The 24,483-nt window shown below is 37.1% G+C and carries 22 protein-coding genes, 1 tRNA gene and 1 other annotated feature; of the genes, 19 read left to right on the top strand and 4 right to left on the bottom strand.

The window, feature by feature from the left end; all coding sequences use genetic code 11:
- Positions 1–26 precede the first annotated feature (26 nt).
- Positions 27–1,442, bottom strand: coding sequence for a Ktr system potassium uptake protein D (locus tag IGI63_RS05875; RefSeq protein ID WP_002385738.1), 1,416 nt, complete (start codon positions 1,440–1,442; stop codon positions 27–29).
- A gap of 369 nt (positions 1,443–1,811) precedes the next feature.
- Here IGI63_RS05875 and IGI63_RS05870 point away from each other — a divergent pair, with 369 nt between their 5' ends.
- From IGI63_RS05870 to IGI63_RS05835, 8 genes are all read left to right on the top strand, one after another.
- The gene (locus tag IGI63_RS05870; RefSeq protein WP_002356617.1) at positions 1,812–3,329 is read left to right on the top strand and encodes a flavocytochrome c; all 1,518 of its coding nucleotides are present in this window, start codon (positions 1,812–1,814) and stop codon (positions 3,327–3,329) included.
- Positions 3,330–3,554: 225 nt separating this feature from the next.
- Positions 3,555–4,139, top strand: coding sequence for a thymidine kinase (locus tag IGI63_RS05865; RefSeq protein WP_002356618.1), 585 nt, complete (start codon positions 3,555–3,557; stop codon positions 4,137–4,139).
- An 11-nt stretch (positions 4,140–4,150) separates the two neighbouring features.
- Positions 4,151–5,224 (top strand): peptide chain release factor 1, encoded by a 1,074-nt coding sequence (gene prfA, locus IGI63_RS05860; RefSeq protein WP_002356619.1) that lies wholly within the window; start codon positions 4,151–4,153, stop codon positions 5,222–5,224.
- Positions 5,217–6,050, top strand: coding sequence for a peptide chain release factor N(5)-glutamine methyltransferase (gene prmC / locus IGI63_RS05855; protein ID WP_429975509.1), 834 nt, complete (start codon positions 5,217–5,219; stop codon positions 6,048–6,050). The genes prfA and prmC overlap by 8 nt, the downstream gene beginning before the upstream one ends.
- A 43-nt stretch (positions 6,051–6,093) precedes the next feature.
- Entirely contained in the window at positions 6,094–7,116 is a 1,023-nt protein-coding gene (locus tag IGI63_RS05850) for an L-threonylcarbamoyladenylate synthase (RefSeq protein ID WP_002362608.1), read from the top strand.
- A 75-nt stretch (positions 7,117–7,191) separates the two neighbouring features.
- Positions 7,192–8,430 carry a serine hydroxymethyltransferase gene (gene glyA, locus IGI63_RS05845; RefSeq protein WP_002356623.1) on the top strand — a complete coding sequence of 413 codons (1,239 nt, stop codon included), beginning with the start codon at positions 7,192–7,194 and terminating at the stop codon, positions 8,428–8,430.
- A gap of 131 nt (positions 8,431–8,561) precedes the next feature.
- Entirely contained in the window at positions 8,562–9,191 is a 630-nt protein-coding gene (upp, locus tag IGI63_RS05840; RefSeq protein WP_002356624.1) for a uracil phosphoribosyltransferase, read from the top strand.
- Between the two features lie 105 nt (positions 9,192–9,296).
- Positions 9,297–9,569: a membrane protein gene (locus IGI63_RS05835; protein ID WP_002356625.1), complete on the top strand. Its 273-nt coding sequence runs from the start codon at positions 9,297–9,299 to the stop codon at positions 9,567–9,569.
- A gap of 73 nt (positions 9,570–9,642) precedes the next feature.
- Here IGI63_RS05835 and IGI63_RS05830 read toward each other — a convergent pair whose 3' ends face one another.
- The gene (locus tag IGI63_RS05830) at positions 9,643–9,879 is read right to left on the bottom strand and encodes a hypothetical protein (RefSeq protein WP_002381528.1); all 237 of its coding nucleotides are present in this window, start codon (positions 9,877–9,879) and stop codon (positions 9,643–9,645) included.
- Positions 9,880–10,037: 158 nt separating this feature from the next.
- Here IGI63_RS05830 and IGI63_RS05825 point away from each other — a divergent pair.
- Positions 10,038–10,110 (top strand) — tRNA-Thr (locus tag IGI63_RS05825).
- A 49-nt stretch (positions 10,111–10,159) separates the two neighbouring features.
- Here the strand turns inward: IGI63_RS05825 and IGI63_RS05820 are convergent.
- Both IGI63_RS05820 and IGI63_RS05815 read right to left on the bottom strand, forming a co-directional pair.
- The gene (locus tag IGI63_RS05820; RefSeq protein ID WP_002356627.1) at positions 10,160–10,486 is read right to left on the bottom strand and encodes an AzlD domain-containing protein; all 327 of its coding nucleotides are present in this window, start codon (positions 10,484–10,486) and stop codon (positions 10,160–10,162) included.
- On the bottom strand, positions 10,473–11,180 hold the full coding sequence (locus tag IGI63_RS05815; RefSeq protein ID WP_002381529.1) for an AzlC family ABC transporter permease: 708 nt from the start codon (positions 11,178–11,180) through the stop codon (positions 10,473–10,475). Before IGI63_RS05815 ends, IGI63_RS05820 begins: the two co-directional genes overlap by 14 nt.
- Positions 11,181–11,393: 213 nt before the next feature.
- Here IGI63_RS05815 and IGI63_RS05810 point away from each other — a divergent pair, with 213 nt between their 5' ends.
- The 10 genes from IGI63_RS05810 to IGI63_RS05765 all read left to right on the top strand — a co-directional run bounded on the left by IGI63_RS05810 (position 11,394) and on the right by IGI63_RS05765 (position 24,476).
- Positions 11,394–11,945, top strand: a complete 552-nt coding sequence (locus IGI63_RS05810) for a helix-turn-helix domain-containing protein (RefSeq protein WP_002362234.1) — start codon at positions 11,394–11,396, stop codon at positions 11,943–11,945.
- A gap of 112 nt (positions 11,946–12,057) precedes the next feature.
- Complete coding sequence (locus tag IGI63_RS05805; RefSeq protein WP_002384185.1) at positions 12,058–13,389, top strand: hypothetical protein; 1,332 nt, start codon at positions 12,058–12,060, stop codon at positions 13,387–13,389.
- A gap of 179 nt (positions 13,390–13,568) precedes the next feature.
- Positions 13,569–17,873 carry a bacterial Ig-like domain-containing protein gene (locus tag IGI63_RS05800; protein ID WP_429975508.1) on the top strand — a complete coding sequence of 1,435 codons (4,305 nt, stop codon included), beginning with the start codon at positions 13,569–13,571 and terminating at the stop codon, positions 17,871–17,873.
- Between the two features lie 198 nt (positions 17,874–18,071).
- The gene (locus tag IGI63_RS05795) at positions 18,072–18,773 is read left to right on the top strand and encodes a bacterial Ig-like domain-containing protein (protein WP_002356634.1); all 702 of its coding nucleotides are present in this window, start codon (positions 18,072–18,074) and stop codon (positions 18,771–18,773) included.
- Positions 18,774–20,210: a helix-turn-helix domain-containing protein gene (locus IGI63_RS05790; protein WP_002356635.1), complete on the top strand. Its 1,437-nt coding sequence runs from the start codon at positions 18,774–18,776 to the stop codon at positions 20,208–20,210.
- A gap of 243 nt (positions 20,211–20,453) precedes the next feature.
- Positions 20,454–21,641 (top strand): FtsW/RodA/SpoVE family cell cycle protein, encoded by a 1,188-nt coding sequence (locus IGI63_RS05785; protein ID WP_002356636.1) that lies wholly within the window; start codon positions 20,454–20,456, stop codon positions 21,639–21,641.
- Between the two features lie 24 nt (positions 21,642–21,665).
- On the top strand, positions 21,666–22,025 hold the full coding sequence (locus IGI63_RS05780; RefSeq protein WP_429975507.1) for an arsenate reductase family protein: 360 nt from the start codon (positions 21,666–21,668) through the stop codon (positions 22,023–22,025).
- 5 nt (positions 22,026–22,030) lie between these two features.
- Entirely contained in the window at positions 22,031–22,345 is a 315-nt protein-coding gene (locus tag IGI63_RS05775; RefSeq protein ID WP_429975985.1) for a glycine cleavage system protein H, read from the top strand.
- A 53-nt stretch (positions 22,346–22,398) separates the two neighbouring features.
- Positions 22,399–22,646 (top strand) — a binding site (T-box leader).
- 113 nt (positions 22,647–22,759) lie between these two features.
- The gene (locus IGI63_RS05770; RefSeq protein ID WP_002356639.1) at positions 22,760–23,797 is read left to right on the top strand and encodes a methionine ABC transporter ATP-binding protein; all 1,038 of its coding nucleotides are present in this window, start codon (positions 22,760–22,762) and stop codon (positions 23,795–23,797) included.
- A complete protein-coding gene (locus tag IGI63_RS05765) occupies positions 23,790–24,476 on the top strand; it encodes a methionine ABC transporter permease (protein ID WP_002356640.1) in 687 nt (228 codons plus the stop codon). The genes IGI63_RS05770 and IGI63_RS05765 overlap by 8 nt, the downstream gene beginning before the upstream one ends.
- Positions 24,477–24,483 lie beyond the last annotated feature (7 nt).

Raw genomic sequence — 24,483 nt, 5'->3', positions numbered from 1 at the left:
CCTCTTACTTGAGAGGCTTTGTTTTTTTATCCAATAATAATTTTTTCTGAAGGGTATTCGTAGCCTAAGTCACGTGTTTCTTTTGGTACAAAAATCATTAAGGTATAAAGCATACCAATACGTCCAATAAACATTAATAAGGCAATCATTAATTTACCTACTGTTGTTAAATCGTCTGTAATGCCTAAAGAAAGACCGGTTGTCCCAAAGGCAGAAGCGACTTCCACAATGATTGAAATCAAGGGCAGATTTTCAGTGGCTGACAAAAAGACGACAGCGAAAAAGCACATAATCAAAGATAACATGAAGACGACAATCGATTTTTTGACATCATCGTCATCTATTTTACGGCTAAAGACGCTAATATCATCTTCACTTTTTAAAAAGGCTAACAAATACAAGCCAATAATCGCAACAGTCGTTGTTCGAACACCACCACCAACAGAGCTAGGACTACAACCAATAAACATTAACACAGAAAAAATAATCAACGTTGTAATTTGGAAGTCCCCTAAATCATTAATTTGGAGGCCAGCGTTTCGTGTAGTCATCGAATAAAACATCGAACTTACCCAACGGCCACTTTCATTCATTGTCAAAAATAGGTGATCTTTTTCTAATAAGTAAATCAGAATAGTCCCACCAATAAACAGAACAATAAACGCTAGCAAAGCAATTTTACTAAACAATGAGAAGCGGAAAGGCAAGCCTCGTTTCTTCTTACGAAAGTTCTTTTTCTTAAAATGTAACCACTCATGAATTTCTAGTAAAACGGGAAATCCAATTCCGCCGATAAAAATTAAGAACATAATTGCCAGTAAAAAGAGATAATCATGAGCAAAAGGAATAATTGAATCACCTGAAATATCAAAGCCTGAATTAGTCACTGCAGAAATAGCTTGATAAAATCCATAAAATATCGCATCTCGCCAGTTTGTATAATAACCACTTATATAAAAATAAAGCGAAAAGAGCGAGCCGAAGATTACTTGGAACCAAATTAAAATCAAAAAAGTGGTGCGGATCAGTCGAACAATTCCGCTCAGTCGCGGCTGATTCATGTCAGTCATAATTAACTGACGTTGCTTTAATGTGATTCGCCGTTTTGATAAAATAAAAAAGACCGTTGAAATCATCATAATCCCTAAGCCACCAACTTGGAAAAGAACCTCCAATAAGACGATCCCACGATCATTAAAAACCGAATTAATATCGACTGTGGTGAGTCCAGTAACACTGACTGTACTGATTGCTAAGAAAAATAAATCAATAAAAGGAACATGCGAGTCAGGTTCTCTGAAAATAGGGAGGCAAAACAATAAATAAGAAATAACCGTCATTAATATGTAATAAGCGACGATGATTTGAATAGATGAAAAATTTTTGCGAATAAATCGATCGCTTTTTCGCTGTGCCAGCCACAGCAAACGTGTATGGTTCACTAGATAACCTCCCAATTCTAATTAAACTAAGTATACCAAAACTTTTCGCCTCAAACGAATAATTCTGCCAGAAAATCCTTGAAATGACAAATAAAAATTAGAAATTCGTTAGAAATAATTGGAAAACATCCACAAACAAGCGAGAACATGATATTTTATGAAAGAATAGAAAAATAGGTTGTTCCCCAAACAACTTATTGCTAATTGGTCAGTTTGTCTAACGATACAACTTTAAAAAGTAGTGGTAGCTTTTTTATTTCGGTTGATATGTGAATGTGTTCACTTTATGTAACAAACTGTTATTTTTATTCAAATGAAAAATAAGAAATTGTGTTGGTAGAAATCAATAGTTTATAAGGTGGGAAAACAATGAAAAAAGTGTTAATGGGAGTTCTTTCCCTAGGGTTATTATTAGGTGCAGCAACAGGTTGTACAAGCGATCAAGAAAAAGCCGCTGGTAAAACAAAAGCGTCTTCTGAAAAAACAGAAGCAACATCTGGTGCCTCTGCTAATGGTTATACAGATCCAAGTGAACTAAAAGACAGTTATGATGTTGTTATTGTTGGTTCAGGTGGTGCGGGGATGACCGCTGCATTACAAGCCAAAGAAGCTGGCATGAATCCAGTTATTTTAGAAAAAATGCCTGTTGCAGGTGGGAATACAATTAAATCGTCTTCAGGAATGAATGCTTCACAAACAAAATTCCAAGAAAAAGAAGGCATTAAAGATAGCAACGATAAATTCTTTGAAGAAACACTAAAAGGCGGTAAAGGAACCAACGATCAAGAATTACTACGTTATTTTGTTGATCATTCAGCTGAAGCAATTGATTGGTTAGATACAAAAGGAATTACATTGAGCAATTTAACGATTACAGGTGGAATGAGCGAAAAACGCACACACCGTCCTGCTGACGGATCAGCAATTGGGGGCTATCTAGTTGACGGTTTAGTACGTAACGTTCGCGAAGAAAAAATTCCATTGTTTGTTGATGCTGACGTGACAGACTTAGTTGAAGAAAACGGTCAAATTGATGGCGTAAAAGTGAAAATGAAAGATGATAAAGAAAAAACAGTTAAAGCAAAAGCAGTCGTTGTCACAACAGGTGGTTTCGGTGCCAACGAAAAATTAATTACACAATACAAACCAGAATTGAAAAACTATGTTACAACGAACCAAGAAGGCACAACAGGTGACGGTATCCAAATGATTCAAAAAGTTGGCGGTGCGTTAGTGGATATGAAAGAAATTCAAATTCACCCAACTGTTCAACAAAGCGATGCTTTCTTAATTGGTGAAGCAGTTCGTGGAGAAGGCGCAATCTTGGCTTCTCAAAAAGGAGAACGTTTTGTTAATGAGTTAGATACACGCGACAAAGTTTCTGCAGCAATCAATGCCTTACCAGAAAAATCAGCTTATTTAGTCTTTGACCAAGGCGTTCGCGACCGTGCAAAAGCCATTGATTTCTATGATCAAAAAGGTTTCGTGGAAAAAGGTGAAACGATTGAAGAATTAGCTGAAAAAATTGGCATGCCTGCCGATACATTGAAAGCAACGATTGATACTTGGAACCAAGATGTTAATGCCAAAGATGACAAACAATTTGGCCGGACAACTGGCATGGAAGCTGACCTAAGCACAGCGCCTTACTACGCAATTAAAATTGCACCAGGGATTCACCACACAATGGGTGGCGTGAAAATCAACACGAAAACAGAAGTTTTACGTGAAGATGGCACACCAATTAAAGGTCTATATGCTGCTGGTGAATTAACAGGTGGCTTACATGGTCAAAACCGTATCGGAGGCAATGCCATCGCCGATATTATCATTTATGGTCGTCAAGCAGGTACGCAATCAGCAGAATTTGCCTCTGCTCAAAAATAACTAGTTTAAAAAGTCTGAAATTGTAGTCAAATAACTACAATTTCGGGCTTTTTTATTGCATACTAGCAGGATCATTAGTTGGAGTATAAATAGCCCTGCTAAAATGACTTTGGCGTAGATTCTGTTTTTTTCAGAAAAATGCACGACCATTTTAGCTAAAAATACTGCTTTTTTGCTGAAAATATAGTAAAATACGTAAGGAACTAACGGAAAGGTGTAGTGAACATGGCTCAATTATTTTTCAAGTATGGCGCAATGAATAGTGGTAAAACCATTGAAATCTTAAAAGTAGCACACAATTACGAAGAACAAGACAAACCAGTTGTTTTGATGACCAGTGGACTAGATACACGTGATGGTGTCGGGAAAGTATCCAGTCGCATCGGATTACGCAGAGATGCTATTCCAATTTTTGAAGAAACCAATGTTTTTGACTTGATTAATGATTTGTCTTACAAACCTTTTTGCGTATTAGTCGATGAATGTCAATTTTTAAACAAGCATCATGTCATTGAATTTGCACGAATTGTTGACGAATTAGATATTCCAGTAATGGCATTTGGGCTAAAGAATGATTTTAGAAATGAATTATTTGAAGGCTCAAAGTATTTACTTTTATATGCAGACAAATTAGAAGAATTAAAAACGATTTGCTGGTTCTGTCATAAAAAAGCAACTATGAACTTGCACTATATTGATGGCAAACCCGTTTATGAAGGGGATCAAGTCCAAATTGGTGGGAATGAAGCCTACTATCCTGTTTGTCGCAAACATTATTTTCATCCAAAAACAGTGAATGAAGAACAGTAAGGAGAGACACTATGTACGATCAATTACAATCTATTGAAGATCGCTATGAGGAATTGGGCGAATTATTAAGTGACCCAGCAGTCATTAGTGATACAAAACGTTTCATGGAATTATCGAAGGAAGAAGCTAATACACGTGAGACGGTTGAGGTTTATCGCCGATATAAACAAGTTGTTGAAGGGATTAGCGATGCCGAAGAACTTTTAAGTGAAAACTTAGATGCGGAAATGGCCGAAATGGCGAAAGAAGAACTTTCTGATTTGAAAAAAGAAAAAGAAGTGTTAGAAGACCGCATTAAAATTTTATTATTACCAAAAGATCCAAATGATGATAAAAACATCATCATGGAAATCCGTGGTGCAGCCGGTGGCGATGAAGCCGCACTTTTTGCTGGCGACTTATTTAATATGTACCAAAAATATGCAGAAGCACAAGGGTGGAAAGCGGAAGTTTTAGAAGCGAACGTCACTGGAATCGGTGGATATAAAGAAGTAATTATGATGATTTCAGGAGATAACGTCTTTTCAAAATTAAAATATGAAAGTGGCGCTCACCGCGTGCAACGAGTTCCTTCAACAGAATCACAAGGACGGATTCATACATCGACAGCAACCGTTGTAGTTATGCCGGAAGCGGAAGAAGTCGAAATCGAATTAGCTGATAAAGATATCCGTGTCGATATTTATCATGCAAGTGGCGCTGGTGGACAGCACGTCAATAAAACCGCTTCGGCTGTTCGATTAACCCATTTACCAACAGGAATCGTGGTCGCAATGCAAGATGAACGTTCACAGCTAAAAAACCGTGAAAAAGCAATGAAAGTTTTGCGTGCTCGTGTGTATGACCAAATTCAACAAGAAGCACAAAGTGAATATGATGCTAACCGTAAATCGGCGGTGGGGACCGGAGATCGTTCAGAACGAATCAGAACGTATAACTTCCCACAAAATCGAGTAACGGATCATCGTATTGGTTTAACCATCCAAAAACTAGACCAGATTCTTGCTGGTAAATTAGACGAAATCATTGATGCATTAGTCTTATATGATCAAACATCGAAATTAGAAGAGATGCAAAATGGCTAAAGGTTACTTTGAAGTCCTTAACTGGGCTTCTTCTTTTTTAGAGGCGCAAGGCAAAGAAGGCTATGCTATTCACTATGTTTTTTTAGAACGTAAAGGTTGGGATAAAACGCAGTGGCTCCTGCATATGCAAGAAGAAATGCCCAAAGAAGAAGAGGAACAATTAAAAACGGATTTAGCCCAATTATTGACAGATTACCCAGCACAATATTTACTAGGACAAGCTGAATTTTATGGACATTCCTTTATTGTTAATGAACATACTTTGATTCCTAGACCAGAAACAGAAGAATTAGTCGAGCGTTGCTTAAAAGCCAATCCAGATACTCCTTTGACGGTCGTGGATGTCGGAACAGGGACAGGTGCCATTGCGGTTAGCTTGAAACTGGCACGGCCCAACTGGCGAGTTATTGCCATTGATCTTTCAGAGGAAGCGTTGACTGTCGCTAAACAAAACGCGCAAGCATTAGGTGCTGGCATCGAATTTTATCATGGGAATGGCTTACAGCCAGTTGCTTCTGAAAAAATTGATCTGCTTATTTCTAATCCGCCCTATATTAGTGAACAAGAATGGTATTTAATGGATGCAAGTGTCCGAACGTATGAACCTAAAACCGCTTTATTCGCTGAAAATAACGGTTTGGCTTTATACCAACAATTAATTCATGAAAGTCAAACGATGCTTAAAGCAGACGGTAAAATTTATTTTGAAATAGGGTTTCAACAAGGCGCGGCCCTCCAAAAATTATTGAGCGCCGCCTATCCACAAAAAACAATTAAAATTGAAAAAGATTTATCTGGCAACGATCGCCTCGCGATAGCCGAGTAACTAAGGTTCTTCGTCGCCACTTTTCTAGAAGGAGCGATTTGCAATGGAAACAAAAAAATTAACCAAACAAGAAATAGCCCAAGCAGCAGCAGCCATTCAAGCAGGCGAGTTAGTGGCTTTTCCAACAGAAACTGTTTATGGCTTAGGTGCCGATGCCTTAAATGAAGCGGCAGTAAAAAAAGTTTACCAAGTAAAAGGCCGCCCCAGTGATAATCCATTGATTGTTCATGTGAACAACGTTGAGATGGTCAAAAAATACGTGGCGACCTTACCAGAAGTCGCTACAAAATTGGTGTCTGCCTTTTGGCCGGGACCATTAACTTTAATTTTTAATGTGCCTAGCGATACATTTTCTAAAACAGTAACAGGTGGTTTAGAGACAGTCGCTTTTCGTATGCCAGATAACCAAGCGACCTTAGCTTTGATTGAACAAGCCAATGTTCCGTTGGTCGGACCAAGTGCGAACACTTCTGGCAAGCCTAGTCCAACATCTGCAGAGCATGTTTATCATGATTTGCAGGGGAAAATTGCTGCCATATTAGATGATGGCCCAACGCAGATTGGGGTGGAGTCAACGGTCTTAGATTTAACGGCGGAAGATGGTGTGCCAGTTATTTTACGACCAGGAGCAATTACCAAAGAGCAGTTGGAAAGCATTATTCCCCAAGTGAAAATCGATACACATTTAATTAGCGAAAATGCAGCACCCAAAGCGCCAGGGATGAAATACAAACACTATTCTCCTGATGCGGAAGTTTGGATTATAAGCGGTCAAACAGCAGAATGGCAAGCGGCGATTCAGCAAGCAACAGAACAACAGGAAAAAATCGGCTTATTTTTAAGTGATGACCAGGCAGCACAACTAGATACAGAAAATGCGTTTGTTTATTCTTATGGTGCAGAAACGGTTGAAAATGCCACAAAAGAACTATTTGCAGGGTTAAGAGCGTTAGATGAGCAAGGAGCTACCACGATTTTTGCGCAAGGATTTGCAGAAACTGGTTTAGGCACTGCTTACATGAATCGCTTGAAAAAATCAGCCAATCAAAAATTTTTTGAAAAATAAGAGGTATTTGTAACGAAGCTGACACAGAAGTATGATACAATCAGACAAAAGAAAACAAAATGGAGTGTTGTTTGAATGGATTACAAAACGTATGACCCAGATTTATGGAATGCAATTGCAAGAGAAGAAGAGCGCCAAGAAAATAACTTGGAACTAATCGCATCTGAGAATGTTGTGTCAAAAGCAGTTATGGCTGCCCAAGGAAGTATTTTAACGAATAAATACGCAGAAGGTTACCCTGGCAAACGGTACTATGGTGGTTGTGAATTTATCGATATCGTAGAAAATTTAGCTATTGATCGTGCCAAAGAATTATTTGGTGCAAAATTCGCGAATGTACAAGCCCATTCAGGTTCTCAAGCCAATACAGCGGCATACCTTTCATTGGTTGAACCAGGTGATACCATTTTGGGGATGGATTTATCAGCTGGTGGTCACTTAACACATGGTTCGCCCGTTAACTTTAGTGGCAAAACCTATAATTTTGTCAGTTATGGAGTGGATCCTTCAACAGAAGTAATCGATTACGATGTCGTGCGAATTTTAGCAAGAGAACATCGTCCAAAACTAATCGTTGCAGGCGCAAGTGCGTATTCACGAACGATTGACTTCAAACGTTTCCGTGAAATCGCTGATGAAGTAGATGCCAAGTTAATGGTTGATATGGCACATATTGCAGGCTTGGTAGCTTCAGGGTTGCACCCAAATCCAGTTCCGTATGCTGATATCGTAACAAGTACGACCCATAAAACATTGCGTGGTCCTCGTGGCGGTTTAATTTTGACAAATAGCGAAGAATTGGCGAAAAAAGTAAATAGTAGTATTTTCCCAGGCATTCAAGGTGGCCCATTGGAACATGTGATTGCCGGAAAAGCCGCAGCTTTTAAAGAAGCATTGGATCCAAGTTTTGCTGAATATAGTCAGCAAGTGATTGCAAATGCGCAAGCGATGACGAAAGTTTTCAATCAAGCGCCAGAAGCTCGTTTAATTAGTGGGGCAACAGACAACCACTTATTACTGATTGAAGTGACAGGTTTTGGTTTAAATGGAAAAGAAGCAGAAGCTATTTTAGATAGTGTAAATATTACTGTCAATAAAAATTCAATTCCGTTTGAACAATTAAGTCCATTTAAAACAAGTGGTATCCGTATTGGAACGCCTGCGATTACTTCACGTGGTTTTAAAGAAGAAGATGCGGTAGAAGTTGCTAAATTAATCGTTCAAGTTTTAAAAGATCCAGAAAATACAGCAGTTCATGATGAAGTCAAAGCAGCTGTAGCAGCGCTAACTAAAAAATATCCATTATATAACTAACATCAGGGATAGTTGAAGCGCGATTCTCTGTACAAATAAGAGTCGGAGCTTAGGATTTAAGGAATTCAACTTGTGTCCTAGGCTCTTTTGTTTTACAATAAGAAAGAATAAAATAATGAAGGAGAATAGATATGGGAAAATTTCAAGTAATTGATCATCCGCTAATTCAACACAAACTAACAATGATTCGCGAAAAGAACTGTGGGACAAAGGTTTTCCGCGAAGTTGTCAACGAAATTGCTATGTTAATGGCTTATGAAGTATCACGGGATATGCCTTTAGAGGATGTTGTCATCGAAACACCGATGGGTAAATCAACACAAAAAACACTTTCAGGGAAAAAAGTAGCAATCATTCCTATTTTACGTGCCGGCATTGGCATGGTTGATGGGATTTTAGAATTAATTCCAGCAGCGAAAGTTGGACACGTTGGACTTTACCGTGATGAAGAAACATTGCAACCACATGAATACTTCGTGAAATTACCTGAAGACATTGCAAGTCGTCAATTATTTGTTGTTGACCCAATGCTAGCAACAGGTGGTTCCGCAATTATGGCCATCGATTCCTTAAAAGAACGTGGTGCTAGCAACATTAAATTTGTATGTCTAGTGGCCGTTCCAGAAGGTGTGAAAGCTTTACAAGAAGCGCACCCAGATGTAGATATTTATACAGCAGCTTTAGATGAGCGCTTAAACGAAGACGGCTATATCGTTCCTGGTTTAGGGGATGCTGGTGACCGTTTATTCGGAACAAAATAATAACAAAAAACCGTTAGATAACCGATTATGGTTACTAACGGTTTTCTTTTGCTTAAAGAACTTTTCTAGGTGTATAATAAAAAATAAAAAAACAAAGGAGGAGCTATGAAAAAGAATAAAAAAGTCTTACACGCTATCGCTGTGATTGCTAGTGTGATGTCAGTTTTGATGTATGTTTCATATATTCCACAAATTTATGGAAATTTACATGGGGAAAAAGGCAATCCGACGCAACCATTAGTGGCAATGATTAATTGTATTTTTTGGACGATTCATGGGTTATATGGAGACGATGGAGAAACACGAGATAAGTCCATTATTTTTGCTAATGTTCCCGGAATTATTTTTGGTTTTTTTGCTTTTATTACAGCATTATAGTTTCCGACGAATTGGAAAGTATTCCAATTCTGTACATAAAAAAGAGCGGGGGAAATTTCCCACGCTTGAAGAATTAAATCTTTTTCAATTGTTTGTAATTAATAACAATCACACCATTGCTGTGCACCATTAAGTGATTGTTTTTTTGCGTTTCGTCAATTTCGACGACAGCGGCATTTTTTAATTGTTTCGTAACAACGCCTGTTTGTGGCTGTCCGTGAACAAGAAAAGTAACATGGGTGTCAACGGCGAAATCCTTACCAGCATCCGATGGAACAACAGGAGTAACCATACCATTAAAATTTGACATACAAAAAACCATCCTTTCTTGATATCTCTATTATACCACATTTTCAGAAAAAAGTTTGTAAAGTCGCTATTTGGCTTATTTTAAAGAGATTTTGCATAAATAAATAACAAACAGACTTTACAAATAAAGTAGAAAGTCCTATAATAGATTTGTTTCAGGCCAGCTTAGCTCAGTTGGTAGAGCAACGCACTCGTAACGCGTAGGTCACAGGTTCGATCCCTGCAGCTGGCATCTAAAAAAACAGACAGGCACTACCATCTGGTAGTGCCTGTCTGTTTTTTTAGATGAAATTTTGGATTAGTGCAAATGAAGCAATGCCTACCAGTACAATAAGTAATAAGTTTTTAGAGAGTATTGCGGCTAAAATGGTAGGAAATGAAGCGAATAAATAAGGAAGATTGAGGCTTGGTAAATGCCCTATTCTTTGTTCAAATAAGCTACTAAACCATAAGGCGGACATAATCACAATGGGAACAAAACTTAGATATTCTAATAATTTCTGTGGCAGACTGATTTTTTTTAAAAGTAAAAATGGCAGTATTCTTGAAAGCCAGGTTGCAACGGTACAGCCTAAAATTGTTAAAAAGAGATACTCAGAAGAAGGCATGTTTTATCATCACTCCTATTCCACAACCGATTAACGTGACAACTAAGACAATTAAATTACTGGGAATAAAAATTAGACCAATAGACATCAACCCAAAAGTAATCAGGACCATGATGAGTTGTAAAGCGATTTTCATGGAACGATCACTAATTATCTGCAGATAGAGTAAACCAATGAACATAGCCACGACCGCAAACTCAAGACCTAATGCTTGAGGGTTTGCAATAAAGCGCCCTAGATAGGCACCGATGATCGTCGAAAAAACCCAAGTCGCATAGGAAATCAAATTGGCAGCATTAAACCATTCAAAACTTAAACGTCCTTTGGTGTGGTTTAATTTATTCATTCCTAGTGCAAAACTTTCATCCGTCAGTAAGGTTCCCAACCAGAGATTTTTACCGAGAGATTCGGCTTTAAAGTAAGGCGCAATGGTCATTCCCATAAGAATCATACGCGCATTTACTAAGAAAGTCGCTAACACAATAGATAAGATAGGGCTGCCGCCAGTCAACATACTAACTGTTACAAACTGAGCAGATCCTGCAAAAATAAAAAACGACATCGCACTAACAATCAGAGGGGAAAAACCTGCTGCTTGTCCTACGATACCAAAAGCAATGCCAATACCAATATAGCCAAAAACCGTTGGCAAGGCTTCACGAATGCCAGTGGGTGCATCTAATTGGTGGTTCATTCTCTTTTTTTCCTTCTTTCTGTATAAAATTTAAACACGTGTGTCTGAAAATCTAGACCTTCGATAATGAGACACAACGAGCGAATGAGCGTTTTCATTATTAACCACTCCTTTTGAACAACTAAGATATATATTGTATAATACAATAAAGAATACTTTTGTTCAATATATTGAACTTTTGGATAATAAAAAGAAACAGAAGGAGCAACTATTTTGGAGATTAATACAATTATTGGCAATAATTTAAAAAAAATTAGACAAGAAAAAAAACTTACGTTAGATGAACTAGCTGGGATAACCGGAGTGAGTAAAGGGATGCTTTCGCAGATTGAAAAAGGAACCACCAATCCTACCATAAATACAATTTGGAAAATAAGTAATGGACTCAATGTTCCATATACGTATTTATTAGAAGATGACTATGTTAAAGAAAATCCCGTGGTAAAAAAAACTGAGACGGTAACACAACATTCTGAAGATCACTCCTATCGAGTCTTTAATTACTACTCAGACAACCAGGAAAGAAACTTTGAACTCTTTCAGTTTGAATTAGATCCAGGGAAAAAGTATCAAGCTGTTGGGCATTCAAAACGTTCGACAGAATATGTCATGGTTATTCAAGGAGCATTAGCTCTTGAAGTGGGCGGTCAGAGATACCTTCTTCCAAAAGACGCCGCTATGTATTTTGATGCTAATCAAGTACACACGTATATAAATGACGGAACAGAGAAAGTCCAAGCAGTCGTCATTAACTATTATACGTAACACTGGAAAATAAACATTAGGAAATTGCTGCATCTGTTATTTTATGGACAAAAAAAGTAAACAATGCTACCCTAAAAATAATAGAAAATGAAAGATAAAAGAAGAGGTCAAAATGAATAAAAAAATTGAAAGTCTTGGTAATACAGCATTAAGTTTACTAAGTAATACGATTATTGTTGTGCCTTATTTACTTTACATTCAATTGAGTGATGGACACAACCTTCTAACAATTTTACCATTTGTCTTATTTTATACATTGCGTATGACAGGCATTTTTCTGGTTCGAGGAATTAATTTGTCTTTGACTAGTCTAGGTCTACTAAAGATTTCTCTATTGTTAGGCTTGGCAGGATCCTTAATTGGGATCGCCGGCGCTTTTTCTTTCCCGCTTTATAGTATTTCAGGAATGTTGTTAGGACTTAGTGGGGCGTTGTTGCCACCAAGTAATCAATCAATTCGCTTTTTCTTAAAAGAAGAAGGTCAAAAAATCAGTCATAGCAATCTTTTAACGACAGTCTTATTGACCGCTGTTTTATTTGGCGCTTTATTTTTTAAAGCGACTGAGATTGGACTGGCGTTATTGGTGTACGCGCTCTATTTTCTGGTTGCTTTAGTAGCAATCAAGAGCTATCCTGTTTCATTAAACGAGCTAGAAGAAGAATCAGCAGAAGTTTCACGAAAAGAATTAATTCTGTTTGTTATCTTTTTTGTGTTATTACTTTTATTAAGAAGTGGTCGCTTATTAACGAATGCGGTGGAATTTGATTATGCGATTGTTGGCGCCTGCTGTTTCTTTGTGGTGGCTGTCCTTTTCGTTAGTCATTATGGCAAACGCGGCGCATATAAAGTATCATTAGAAATGAATCTTGCGACCTTGATTAACGGGATTGTGGGGAACTATTTATTTTTATTTGGTTCCATTTATGTTGCAGGGGTTTACGGCAGAGCTCATATGGGCATCTATCTCTATTTACCTTATGTTTTAGGGATGATTTTTGCAATGATTGCAGCTAGTAAAACGAAACAATGGTCAAACAACATACCAATGATTGGTCTGGCGGGAAGTTTGGGAATATTACTTCTTACTTCGTGGACTATTTTAGGCCTGTTTCTCTTGAGTTTTTTCAAAAGCACATTGAACAGCTTTTTAGCTAGGCGATATTATCAAGAGACAGATTTGCCAAAAGATAGCCGCATCCTTATCAAATACACAACACAAACAAAAGGGAGTTTATTCCATCAATTTATTTTGATGGCGCTTATGTTAGTCACTGTAGTAGGCAAAGGTGGCACGACACAATTTTTATTAGAATTGACTGGCGGCAAAGGCATTTCAATGCAAACAAGTCAATTTTTAACTTTTATTAAAAATAGTAACTCGCTCTTAGTGTTATTGTTTATTGCAGTTTATTTCGTGGTCGTTTTTCGTCAAAAGAAACGATAATTTACAAATATTCATAAAAAAAAATACTTGGAAAAACAGTGATTGTGGCTGATTTTCCAAGTATTTTTTTATGAAAAGATGTTTTTTTTTTGAAGATTCAAAAAAAATTAATCAATTGTTTCATTTTTAACAAGCTATTATTAGGTTATATGAATTTTATTGAAAGGGGATTAGTTAGTATGAAGAAAAAAACTTTTTCTTTTGTGATGTTGAGTATACTTCTCGCACAAAATTTCGGGTTTGCCGTAAATGCCTATGCTGTAACAACGACAGAAGCACAAACAGAGACCACTGATACAGCAAAAAAAGAGGCAGAGTTATCGAACTCAACACCATCTTTACCTTTAGCAACAACGACTACTTCAGAAATGAATCAACCAACTGCAACAACTGAATCGCAAACCACAGAGGCGAGCACAACAGCTTCCAGTGATGCTGCTACACCATCTGAACAACAAACAACGGAGGACAAGGACACCTCACTTAATGAAAAAGCCCTACCAGATGTTCAAGCGCCAATTACAGATGAACTACTTGACAGTATGAGTCTTGCGCCGATTGGTGGAACAGAATACAGCCAAACAGAGGTTCACCGCGAATTAAATACAACACCGGTAACCGCTACGTTCCAATTTGCTGTTGGAAACACAGGTTATGCACCTGGATCAGTTTATACAGTTCAATTACCAGAACATTTAGGTTATTCAACTGTTAGCGGAGATGTGACGGGCATTGGCGCAACTTGGGCAGTCGATGCGGCAACCAAAACATTAAGTATTACGTTTAATCAACGAGTTTCAGATACTTCCTTTAAAGTAGAATTAAAAAGTTATCTAACAACAGAGGCGGAACCATTAATCAAAATTGAAACCCCAGGAAAAAATAAAAAAACCTACTCGTTTGATTTATATGAACAAGTAGAACCAATTCAATATAACGAACGAACCAGAACGACAGGGTTAGATGGCGAAATTTTTTATAATTTAGACCGGACGTTAACTGGCAATCAAACATTAGAATTATTAACAACAGAGACGCCAGGCGCTGTCTTTGGAAAACAAGATAACTTGGAACCTCAAGTTTTCAGTTACGATGTCGACATTAATGGTCAAATTTTACCAGAAACGCAAACCTTGTTAACACCTGGCAAAGATTATACATTAAGCGATAATTCACTCGGGCGGATTGCTGTAACTGTTCCAAACATGAATCAACAAAAAGCCTATTCCTTATCGATTAATCGGACAATTTATTTAGAGAGTGCTTCGGACTATAACTACTTATATTCGCAGCAGTATCCAACCACAAAAATTGGTTCAATTTCTTTGAAAAGTACGACAGGAACTAAACAAACAACCGATTTTACTGCGAAGACGAGTCAAACAAGTAAAATAATTGCTGATCGTGAAATGCGTAGTATGTCCTATGTCAGTTTTCAAAGCAAAGGGAAATATTATGTAACAATTTATGGCACGTTAACAGAAACAAAAGTGGGTCAACAAATCGTATTAGAGAGTACAAACGGTCAAGAAATTAAGAATCCTAAATTTACGGCGTATGGTCCTTTATATGAAAATGTAAAATTGGAAGACTATTTTGATATTAAAACTGAAGGTGGCAAGCTCATCTTAACGGCCACAAAAGATAGCTATTTAAGAATAAATATTTCTGATTTAACAATGGATTTTGACAAGAAGGACATTAATCTATCATTAAGTACACCTGTAATTGGTCCCAATAAAGCCATTCAATTAGTATCCGATCAATATATTGAACCAATTAGTGTTGTTAATCCTTTGAATGCTGAAACTGCTTGGGGTAATTATGATCAAAATGGTGCCTATTCATCAAGAACAACTGTCTCAGTTATGGGAAGCAAAGAGACACCGATTCAAAATTTAGAAATTAAAGTAAAGCATCCTAATTATCTTTCATTGCGAGCTACAAAAGAAATTTATTTTTATTACAAGTTAGGAACGGATTATACAGTAACGCCAACGTCAGATGGTTCAGTTATTAAGTTCACTACGCCAATAACCAACGAAATCCAAATTCCAATTGGTTTTAATTATGTGCCCGATAGTTTGCCAAAAGATAAAAGTATCCCAGTCGATACGATACCGATAACAATGAGTGCTGAAGGTTTAACTCCAGTTGATACGACAGTAACTACTAATAGTAAGCGTGGTTCTGAACGAACACTTCAAAGTAGTAAAAATCAATTCCTTGTCAATGCACGAAATGATTCTTTTGACTCACTAAGCGTCCGTACAAAAATTCCAGCTGGCGCCGATGTTCTTTTTGACATTTATGATGTTTCAAACGATCAGGTAGATTCAATTTATCCACAATACTGGGATCGTGGCTATTATTTTGATAAACCAATGTCACCAGACAGTCCTGGATACCCAACGATTACTTTTGACGAAAATACCAATAGTTACACGTTTGATTTTGGAAAAACCAACAAACGTTACATTATTGAGTATAAAAACGCCAATGGCTGGATCGACGTGCCAACTCTTTATATAACAGGGACAGCTAAAGAACCACAATCGAATAATAATGAAGGGTCTGCTTCGGTTTCTGTTCAAAATGAAGCGTTAGACATTTTGAGTGCAACACAAGCGGCGAATCCAACATTAAAAAATGTAACAAAAACAACAGTAACAACAAAAAATATTGATAATAAAACACATCGTGTGAAAAATCCAACGATTGAATTAACACCAAAAGGCACAACCAATGCTCAAATCGATTTGAATTCTATTACCGTGAAAGGCGTGCCAGAAGATGCTTATTCATTAGAGAAGACTACAAACGGTGCGAAAATTATTTTTAAAGACTATACATTGACAGAAAACATTACGATTGAATACAATACTGTCTCTGCAAACGCTGGCCAAATCTATACAGAAACAACAATCGACTCTGAAACATTGAACCAGATGTCTGCTAGCAAGAAAAAAGTTACCACTGCGCCAATCACATTGAAATTCTCAGAAGGTGATGCGGAAGGTATTGTTTATTTAGCAACTGCCACATTCTATACGCATAACATAGAGGATGAAAACCAAGCAATTGCGAAGGTTTCTTTTGAACTAATTGATAATGTCACGCATACAGCAACCGAATTTACAACAGATGAAAAAGGTCAATACTCCTTTGATGACATCATGACAGGTGATTATACCTTGCGAGTAACGAATGTACCGCAGGAATATTCCGTGGATGAAGAGTATTTGACAGGAAAAGCCATTAAGCTGGTCAAAGGAGACAATCAACTAAAAATTCCATTAACTAAAACAATTGATCACAGTCGCTTACAAGTCAAAGATACAACGATTTATGTCGGCGATTCATGGAAACCAGAAGAGAACTTTGTTTCAGCGACAGATAAAACAGGTCAAGACGTTCCCTTCGAAAAAATCACTGTTTCAGGTCAAGTTGATACTAGCAAAGCAGGCGTTTATCCAATCGTATACAGTTACGAAGGTAAAGAAGAAACAGCTAATGTGACCGTCAAAGCCGACCAGTCTAAGTTAGAGGTCAAAGATACAACGATTTATGTCGGCGATAAATGGAAACCTGAAGATAATTTCGTTTCAGCAACAGACAAAACAGGCCAAGACGTTCCGTTTGAAAAAATTGATGTTCAGGGAACAGTGAATGTTGATAAAATAGGCGATTATGAAATTGTCTATAAAAATGGCACAAAAGAAGCGAAAGCAATCGTTCATGTCCGTGATGACAGTCGCATACAGGTCAAAGATTCAACGATTTATGTCGGCGATTCATGGGAACCAGAAGAGAACTTTGTTTCAGCGACAGATAAAACAGGTCAAGACGTTCCCTTCGAAAAAATAACTGTTTCAGGTCAAGTTGATACTAGCAAAGCAGGCGTTTATCCAATCGTATACAGTTACGAAGGTAAAGAAGAAACAGCCCATGTGACCGTCAAACCCGACCAATCTAAGTTAGAGGTTAAAGATACAACGATTTATGTTGGTGATTCGTGGAAACCAGAAGATAATTTCGTTTCAGCGACAGATCGTGACGGTCATGCTATGTCCTTTGATAAGGTTCAAGTAAAAGGGGAAGTTGATACAAAGAAAACAGGAGAGTACCAGATTTCCTATACCACTGAGCCAGTTAATGAAACCAAACCAGCTGTGCAGTCACGACTTTTCGCAATGTTTTCAAACGAAACACCTCGTCAATTGACGACAGTAGCAACTGTTCATGTGATTGATCGTAATCCTACACCACTACCAGATAAAAATGAGAACAACCAGACTAGTTCCTCAACGAATCAAACCACGATAAAACGTAGTCAGTATGTCACACACATTGTGAAACCTGACAAGCAGGGCCGTTATCCCAAAACGGGAGAACAAACTAATGGCCTATATCGTGTGCTAGGACTTGTTGTATTACTTATTGTGATTATTAGTGGTATAGTCATCAAGAAGAAACGAAAATAATTAAATGAGCGTGGGGCAAAAGTTTAAAGTAACTTTTGTTCCACGCTTAAAAGATGAATAAGTGCATGAATGAGGGTAGCTGTTTCCTTGGAAAATAGGAAGTTTTACAAGTGACTTTTATTTTAAGAACACCTATTAGCAGGTTTTTCTGTTAAGATAGTTATTTTTATGAAATAGTTTGGAGGAATAATAAACGAGATGAACCAGCGAACTATTTATTATGGTAGTATCGGCACAGCCTTATTTCTTTCTTCAGGAATGTTGATTGCTTCAGTGAATAGCTATGCAAACGAAGCGACAACACCAGGCAAATACACCGTGACTTATGAAGTGGATGGCAAAATTGAAACAGCAACCATTACGGTCAAAGAAAATCAAACGGAACTTAAATTAAAAGACACGTTTTTAGGAGTTAATCAAGCATGGTCACCCTTAGACAATGTCGTTTTTCTAAAAGATAAAGAGGGTCGCCCTTTAAATTTAGAAAATGTAATTATAGAAAATAATGTAAATACTCAAAAAGTAGGCCTTTATTTTGTAACCTTCCGTTATGAGTCATACCTTTCTATTGCGAAGGTGTATGTCAACCCTACTAATTTTGCTGCAGAGGGGAATATGCTTGCAGAGCTTCCTTATAGTCAAGCAATGATTGGCCCAGAAAGACCAATTATTGCCTCGAGACAGGACAAGGAGCAACAAACAAAACAGGAGAAAAAGAAAAATAAAATTGAACAGGAACGAGTAAATAAAAAGGTGCTGTTAAATGATGAGTTGTTGAAAAAAATAGATACGATAGCCCCAGTGGAAATTACTGGAGGAGCGGCAAGTGGGTCCTCTCAATTTGGCACCACTTTAAGCTTCCTGTCAGGCTCACTTTTGTATGGAACAAGGAGAGTTTAAATGGAATTCTTGTTATTAGATGATCGGGAAAATTTAAAATTAGCGATTATTAGAAAGTTAGAGCAACAATATTCATTTTCTGAACGAAAAGATCGTTTATGTAAGCAATTAGCTATTTCTCCTTATTTGCTAGAACGGAACATAACAGAAATCAATGCAGATTTGCAACGCTTTGGTCTGATTAATGAGATGGAAATCAGTGAAAAAAATAATGAAATTTTGTTATCTCAAAGCCTTCGTATTTCTTCAAGTATTATTGAAGAATATTATTTAAAAGACTCGTTAGAATTTAATCTATTAAAAACGATTTTCTTTCATCAGTTTACCTCAATCAAAAAATACGGTGAAAAGCACGGGATGAGTCGAACGGTTGTATACAAAATTGTTGACCATATCCGGAAAGAATTAGGTCAATACGGTATTAAGTTATCCAAAAATTTACAACTTAGCGGCAATGAAATGGCGATTAGACAATATTTTACTATGCTTTATTACCGAATTTACAAAGATTCTGAAGAATTATATAATCAAACAGATCTTCGCGCAGTGAACCAATTATTGGCTCAATTGAAAGGCTCTTATGAAAATATCACTAATTTTCATTTATTTAAACATTATGTATTGGTGGCGTTAGAACGAACGCAAAGAAAAGCTAATTATTTTTTATCCCAAGAAGAAAATCCATTCGCTTTTGATGAAGAAAGTTCGATTTATCAAGAAATTCAAAGTTGGATCAACGAAGTGATGAAGGCGACTCATGCAGAGAAAAACGCAGAAATTCAAGGAATTATCGGCAATTTATCGGTCTATCAAAGTGAACTTATTTCGGAACATTTGCTAAGTTCTCACAATGAGGCAATTACGGCTACGAAAACATTATTCTTTTCTTATATGCCGTTTACAATTTCGGACGAAGAATTTTATCAAGAAATTGTTCCGATTATTTATCAACATCGTTTTATTACGCCGTTCATCGATATCACCTTACGAATTATGGATTTAGAATTTTTTCAGGAACGCTACCCAATTGTTTTTAATAGCTGTCGTCAGTTTTTATTTGCGTTGGATTGCTCGGCGTTTGAGTTTAGTAAGCTTTCTTTATTTTTTGATTTGCTATTAGTGTTATCCCGTCTTTATGACCAAAGGAATGAAAAAAGCACGATCAATCTTTATGTGAATTTTACGCAAGGAGAAAAATATACTCAGTTTATCAAAGAACAAATCAAAATATTCGAATCTTTCAGCATTCACTTTCATTCAGCGATTCGACCAGATACTGATTTAGTAGTTTCGGATTATTTACCAAAAACGTTATTTTCAGTAAAATGTTTAATTTGGTTAGCGCCCCCGCGAGCCAGTGACTGGCAAAATTTTGGCAACGAAATTGTCCGAATTAATAAAGAGCTACAACAAACGAAACAAAGAAAAAGCGAATAAAAACAGTCGCAACGTGTTTTAGTTGCGACTGTTTTTTGTTACTGAATGTTTATAGTAAACTTTCTCATTATCACTGATGTAAAAAATTTTAAATAAAAGCCAAATAGTATTGAAGAAAAAGAAAAAATTGCTAGTGAAGGACCAATTCTCTAAAGTTTTTCTCAAATATAGTAGAATTCCTTTCTTTTCTTCTGTGAGAAAGATATAATAAAAAACGTATGAACAAAGGAAAAGGGATGACGAATGAATAGAAAAGAGAAAACAAATTTAGATAGTCGAATTGATTACGGCGTGATATTACCAGTTTTTCTTTTATCACTAATTGGTATGCTATCGCTTTACGTAGCGCTTTACAATGATCCAAGCAAACCTAAAATTGGTAGCTTGTTAATGAAACAAGGACTGTGGTATTTAGTCGGAGGATTAAGTATTGTCATTATTATGCATTTTAGCTCAAAATTACTCTGGCGGTTAACGCCCGTTTTTTATGCACTTGGATTAGTATTAATGGGATTACTACTGAAATTCTATGACCCCGTGCTAGCAGAGCAAACAGGTTCTAAAAACTGGATTCGCTTTGGTGGCACCACATTCCAACCATCGGAATTGATGAAGATTGCGTTTATTTTGATGTTGGCCTATATAGTGACCATGCATAATGTTAAATATGTGGACCGAACACTCAAAAGCGACTTTTGGCTAATCGCTAAAATGCTATTAGTCGCGATTCCGGTAATTGTTTTAGTACTTTTACAAAAAGACTTCGGGACGATGTTAGTTTTCTTAGCCATTTTTGGGGGAGTTTTCTTAATGTCTGGCATTACTTGGAAAATTATTGTGCCAGTTTTTATTTTAGCTGCTCTAGTGGGGGCAGGAACTATTTACTTGATTACAACAGAAACAGGTAGAGATTTATTGTCTAAGTTAGGGGTCGAAGCCTATAAATTTGATCGGATTGATTTATGGCTAAATCCTTTCCATACAGATCCAGATCGCTCATTCCAACCAGCGCTAGCATTAACAGCAATTGGTTCTGGAGGCCTTTTCGGAAAAGGCTTTAACGTGAGTGATGTGTATGTCCCTGTTCGTGAGTCAGATATGATTTTTACAGTTGTTGGTGAAAACTTTGGCTTTATTGGTGGCTGTTTCATTATTTTGTTGTATTTTATTTTAATCTACCGCATGATTCGCGTTTGTTTTGATACAAATAATGAATTCTATGCCTACATTGCCACAGGAATTATCATGATGATTTTGTTCCATGTTTTTGAAAACATTGGAGCGAATATTGGTTTACTACCATTAACTGGGATTCCATTACCGTTTATTAGTCAAGGTGGTTCTTCCATTTTAGGTAACATGATTGGGGTGGGCTTAATTATGTCCATGCGTTACCAACAAGAAACGGTTCGTACCAGAAGTGGTCGTTAAAGAAAGAAGAAAGAAGGGGTAGAAATGTACACACTTTATGAATATCCTAAATGCTCAACTTGTAAAAAAGCGAAAGCGTGGTTAGACCAACAAGGCGTTAAATACCAAGCAATTGATATTAAAGCAACACCGCCTAGTAGTGAACAATTAGCAAAATGGATGAAAGAGACCGGCTTGCCTGTTCGTCGTTTTTTTAACACAAGTGGGGTTTTATATAGAGAACAAGGCTTAAAAGATCTTGTTGACAGTTTTTCTATTGAAGAAGCAAGTCAGCGTTTAGCTGCGGATGGCATGTTGATTAAGCGTCCAATTCTCTTAAAAGACAATGCATTTCTAACGAATGGTTTTAAAGAAGCAGATTACGAAGGAGTGCTTGGAAAATGAGTGAAATGAAACAAATCGATCAATTATGGATCTTACCAACAGAAGCAGGTTATAAAATTGGTTTAACCGCCGAAACCCAAGAGGATTTAGGGAAGATTACTTTTGCGACATTTCCAAAAGTCGGACAAACATTAGCTAAAGGTGATTCTTTAATTGAATTAGAAGCAGAAAAAGCAGTCAGTGAATTCAGTAGTCCATTATCTGGTAAAGTAGTCGCGATTAATGAAGCGGTTGATCAAGAGCCAAGTGCGTTAGATGAAGAAAATGCCTGGATTGCTGTTTTAGCAGATGTTGAACCAACAGAATTTGAAAATCTTTAGTCTTACGTTGACAAGGCCAATGATTATTGCTATAATTTTCTCAATCTAATCAAAAGAAAGCTTTGAAAAGAAGAGTACATGTTAAGGACGTTTGAAGAGAGCCCTGTTTGCTGAGAATGGGTAACAGATTTAAGATGGAAGATGGTCTTTGAGCAGAGTAAGTGAGCGAAGCAGTGAACTTACTACGGGGCGCCCGTTACAGCCAACGGTATGCGAAGAATCAAGTACCGTATGAGGTTATTATTGAGAAATAATAGCGAATTAAGGTGGTATCACGAAATGACAAACTTTCGTCCTTTTTGCTGTAATAGCAAAAGGATGGAAGTTTTTTTGTTTTTATTAAGCAAATTCGTTTCATAAAAAGTGCGAAACCTTCAAAATAAGAAAGTAGAACAGAAAGAAGAGGAGAACAAAATGGCATTAATTGAATTACGTCATGTAAAAAAAGAGTTTTCCGGTAAAGCGGGTAAAGTCACGGCTTTAAAAGATATTGATTTAACGGTTGAATCTGGTGATATTTATGGCATTATTGGCTATTCAGGTGCAGGAAAAAGTACGTTGGTTCGCTTATTGAATGGACTTGAAACACCTACAGAAGGTGAAGTAGAAATTCAAGGACAAGATATTGCATTGTTGCCAAATAAAGAACTACGAAACTTCCGTAAAAAAATTGGGATGATCTTTCAACATTTTAATTTATTATGGTCACGGACGGTCCTAGAAAATATCATGCTCCCATTGGAAATTGCTGGTGTTCCAAAACAAAATCGGAAAAGCCGCGCAGAAGAGTTAATCAAGTTGGTTGGTTTAGAAGGACGGGAAACCGCCTACCCAAGTCAACTCTCTGGTGGGCAAAAGCAACGAGTGGGGATTGCCCGTGCCTTAGCTAACAATCCTGATATTTTGCTTTGTGATGAAGCAACGAGTGCTTTGGATCCGCAGACAACTGATGAAGTGCTAGAATTACTACTAAAAATCAACCAAGAATTAAATTTAACAGTTGTATTAATTACCCACGAAATGCACGTGATTCGTAAAATTTGTAATCGCGTAGCTGTGATGGAATATGGTGAAATTGTTGAAGAAGGTAAAGTGATCGATATTTTCAAAAAGCCTCAAACAGAAATTGCGAAACGCTTTATCCAACAAGAAGCGGATAAAAACATTGAAGAAACGGAACTGGTTGTCGAAGAAATGTTGGAACAATATCCGAATGGAAAAATTGTTCGCCTACTTTTCCACGGCGAACAAGCGAAATTGCCAATTATCTCGCATATTGTCCAAGAATATCAAGTAGAAGTCAGTATTATTCAAGGGAACATTCAGCAAACAAAGCAGGGTGCAGTGGGTTCTCTTTATATTCAATTATTAGGCGAAGAGCAAAATATTCTAGCAGCCATTGAAGGATTACGTAAACTTCGTGTAGAAACAGAGGTGATTGGAAATGAATAATCGTGGCTTAGCAAGTTTCTTTGATTTTTCGCAAATTGATATAAGTAAACTACAAGAAAAAACGATTGAAACACTTTATATGACAGGGATTTCAATCATAGTGGTCGCCATTTTAGGGTTGATTTTAGGACTATTACTTTTTGAAACGTCAGGCAGAAAAGGGATTTTGAGCCGATTACTGTATTGGCTAGTGGCCATTTTTGTAAATATTTTCCGTTCGATTCCGTTTATTATCTTAATCGTTCTGTTAATTCCTTTTACAAAAATTATTTTAGGGAGTATGTCTGGTGTCAAAGGCTCCTTACCAGCATTGATTATTTCCGCAGCACCTTTTTATGCTCGCATGGTCGAAATTGCTTTTCGTGAAGTCGATAAAGGCGTGATTGAAGCAGCCAAAGCAATGGGGGCCAATCGTTTCCAAATAATTTGGAAAGTTCTATTACCAGAAAGTCTGCCAGCGCTTGTTTCTGGCTTAACCGTTACAACCATTTCTTTAGTGGGCTACACTGCAATGGCAGCTGCTATTGGAGCGGGTGGTTTAGGAAGTTTGGCGTATCAAGATGGCTTCCAACGTGGTCAAAATACAGTTACCTTAGTAGCAACGATTTGTATCTTAATTATTGTCTTTGCGATTCAATGGCTTGGGGATACAGTCGCTAAAAAAATAGATAAACGATAAATGGAGG

This window comes from Enterococcus sp. DIV0086 (assembly GCF_050498705.1).
GTDB classification, from domain to species: domain Bacteria; phylum Bacillota; class Bacilli; order Lactobacillales; family Enterococcaceae; genus Enterococcus; species Enterococcus faecalis.
This window is presented reverse-complemented; position numbering and strand designations above follow the sequence as displayed.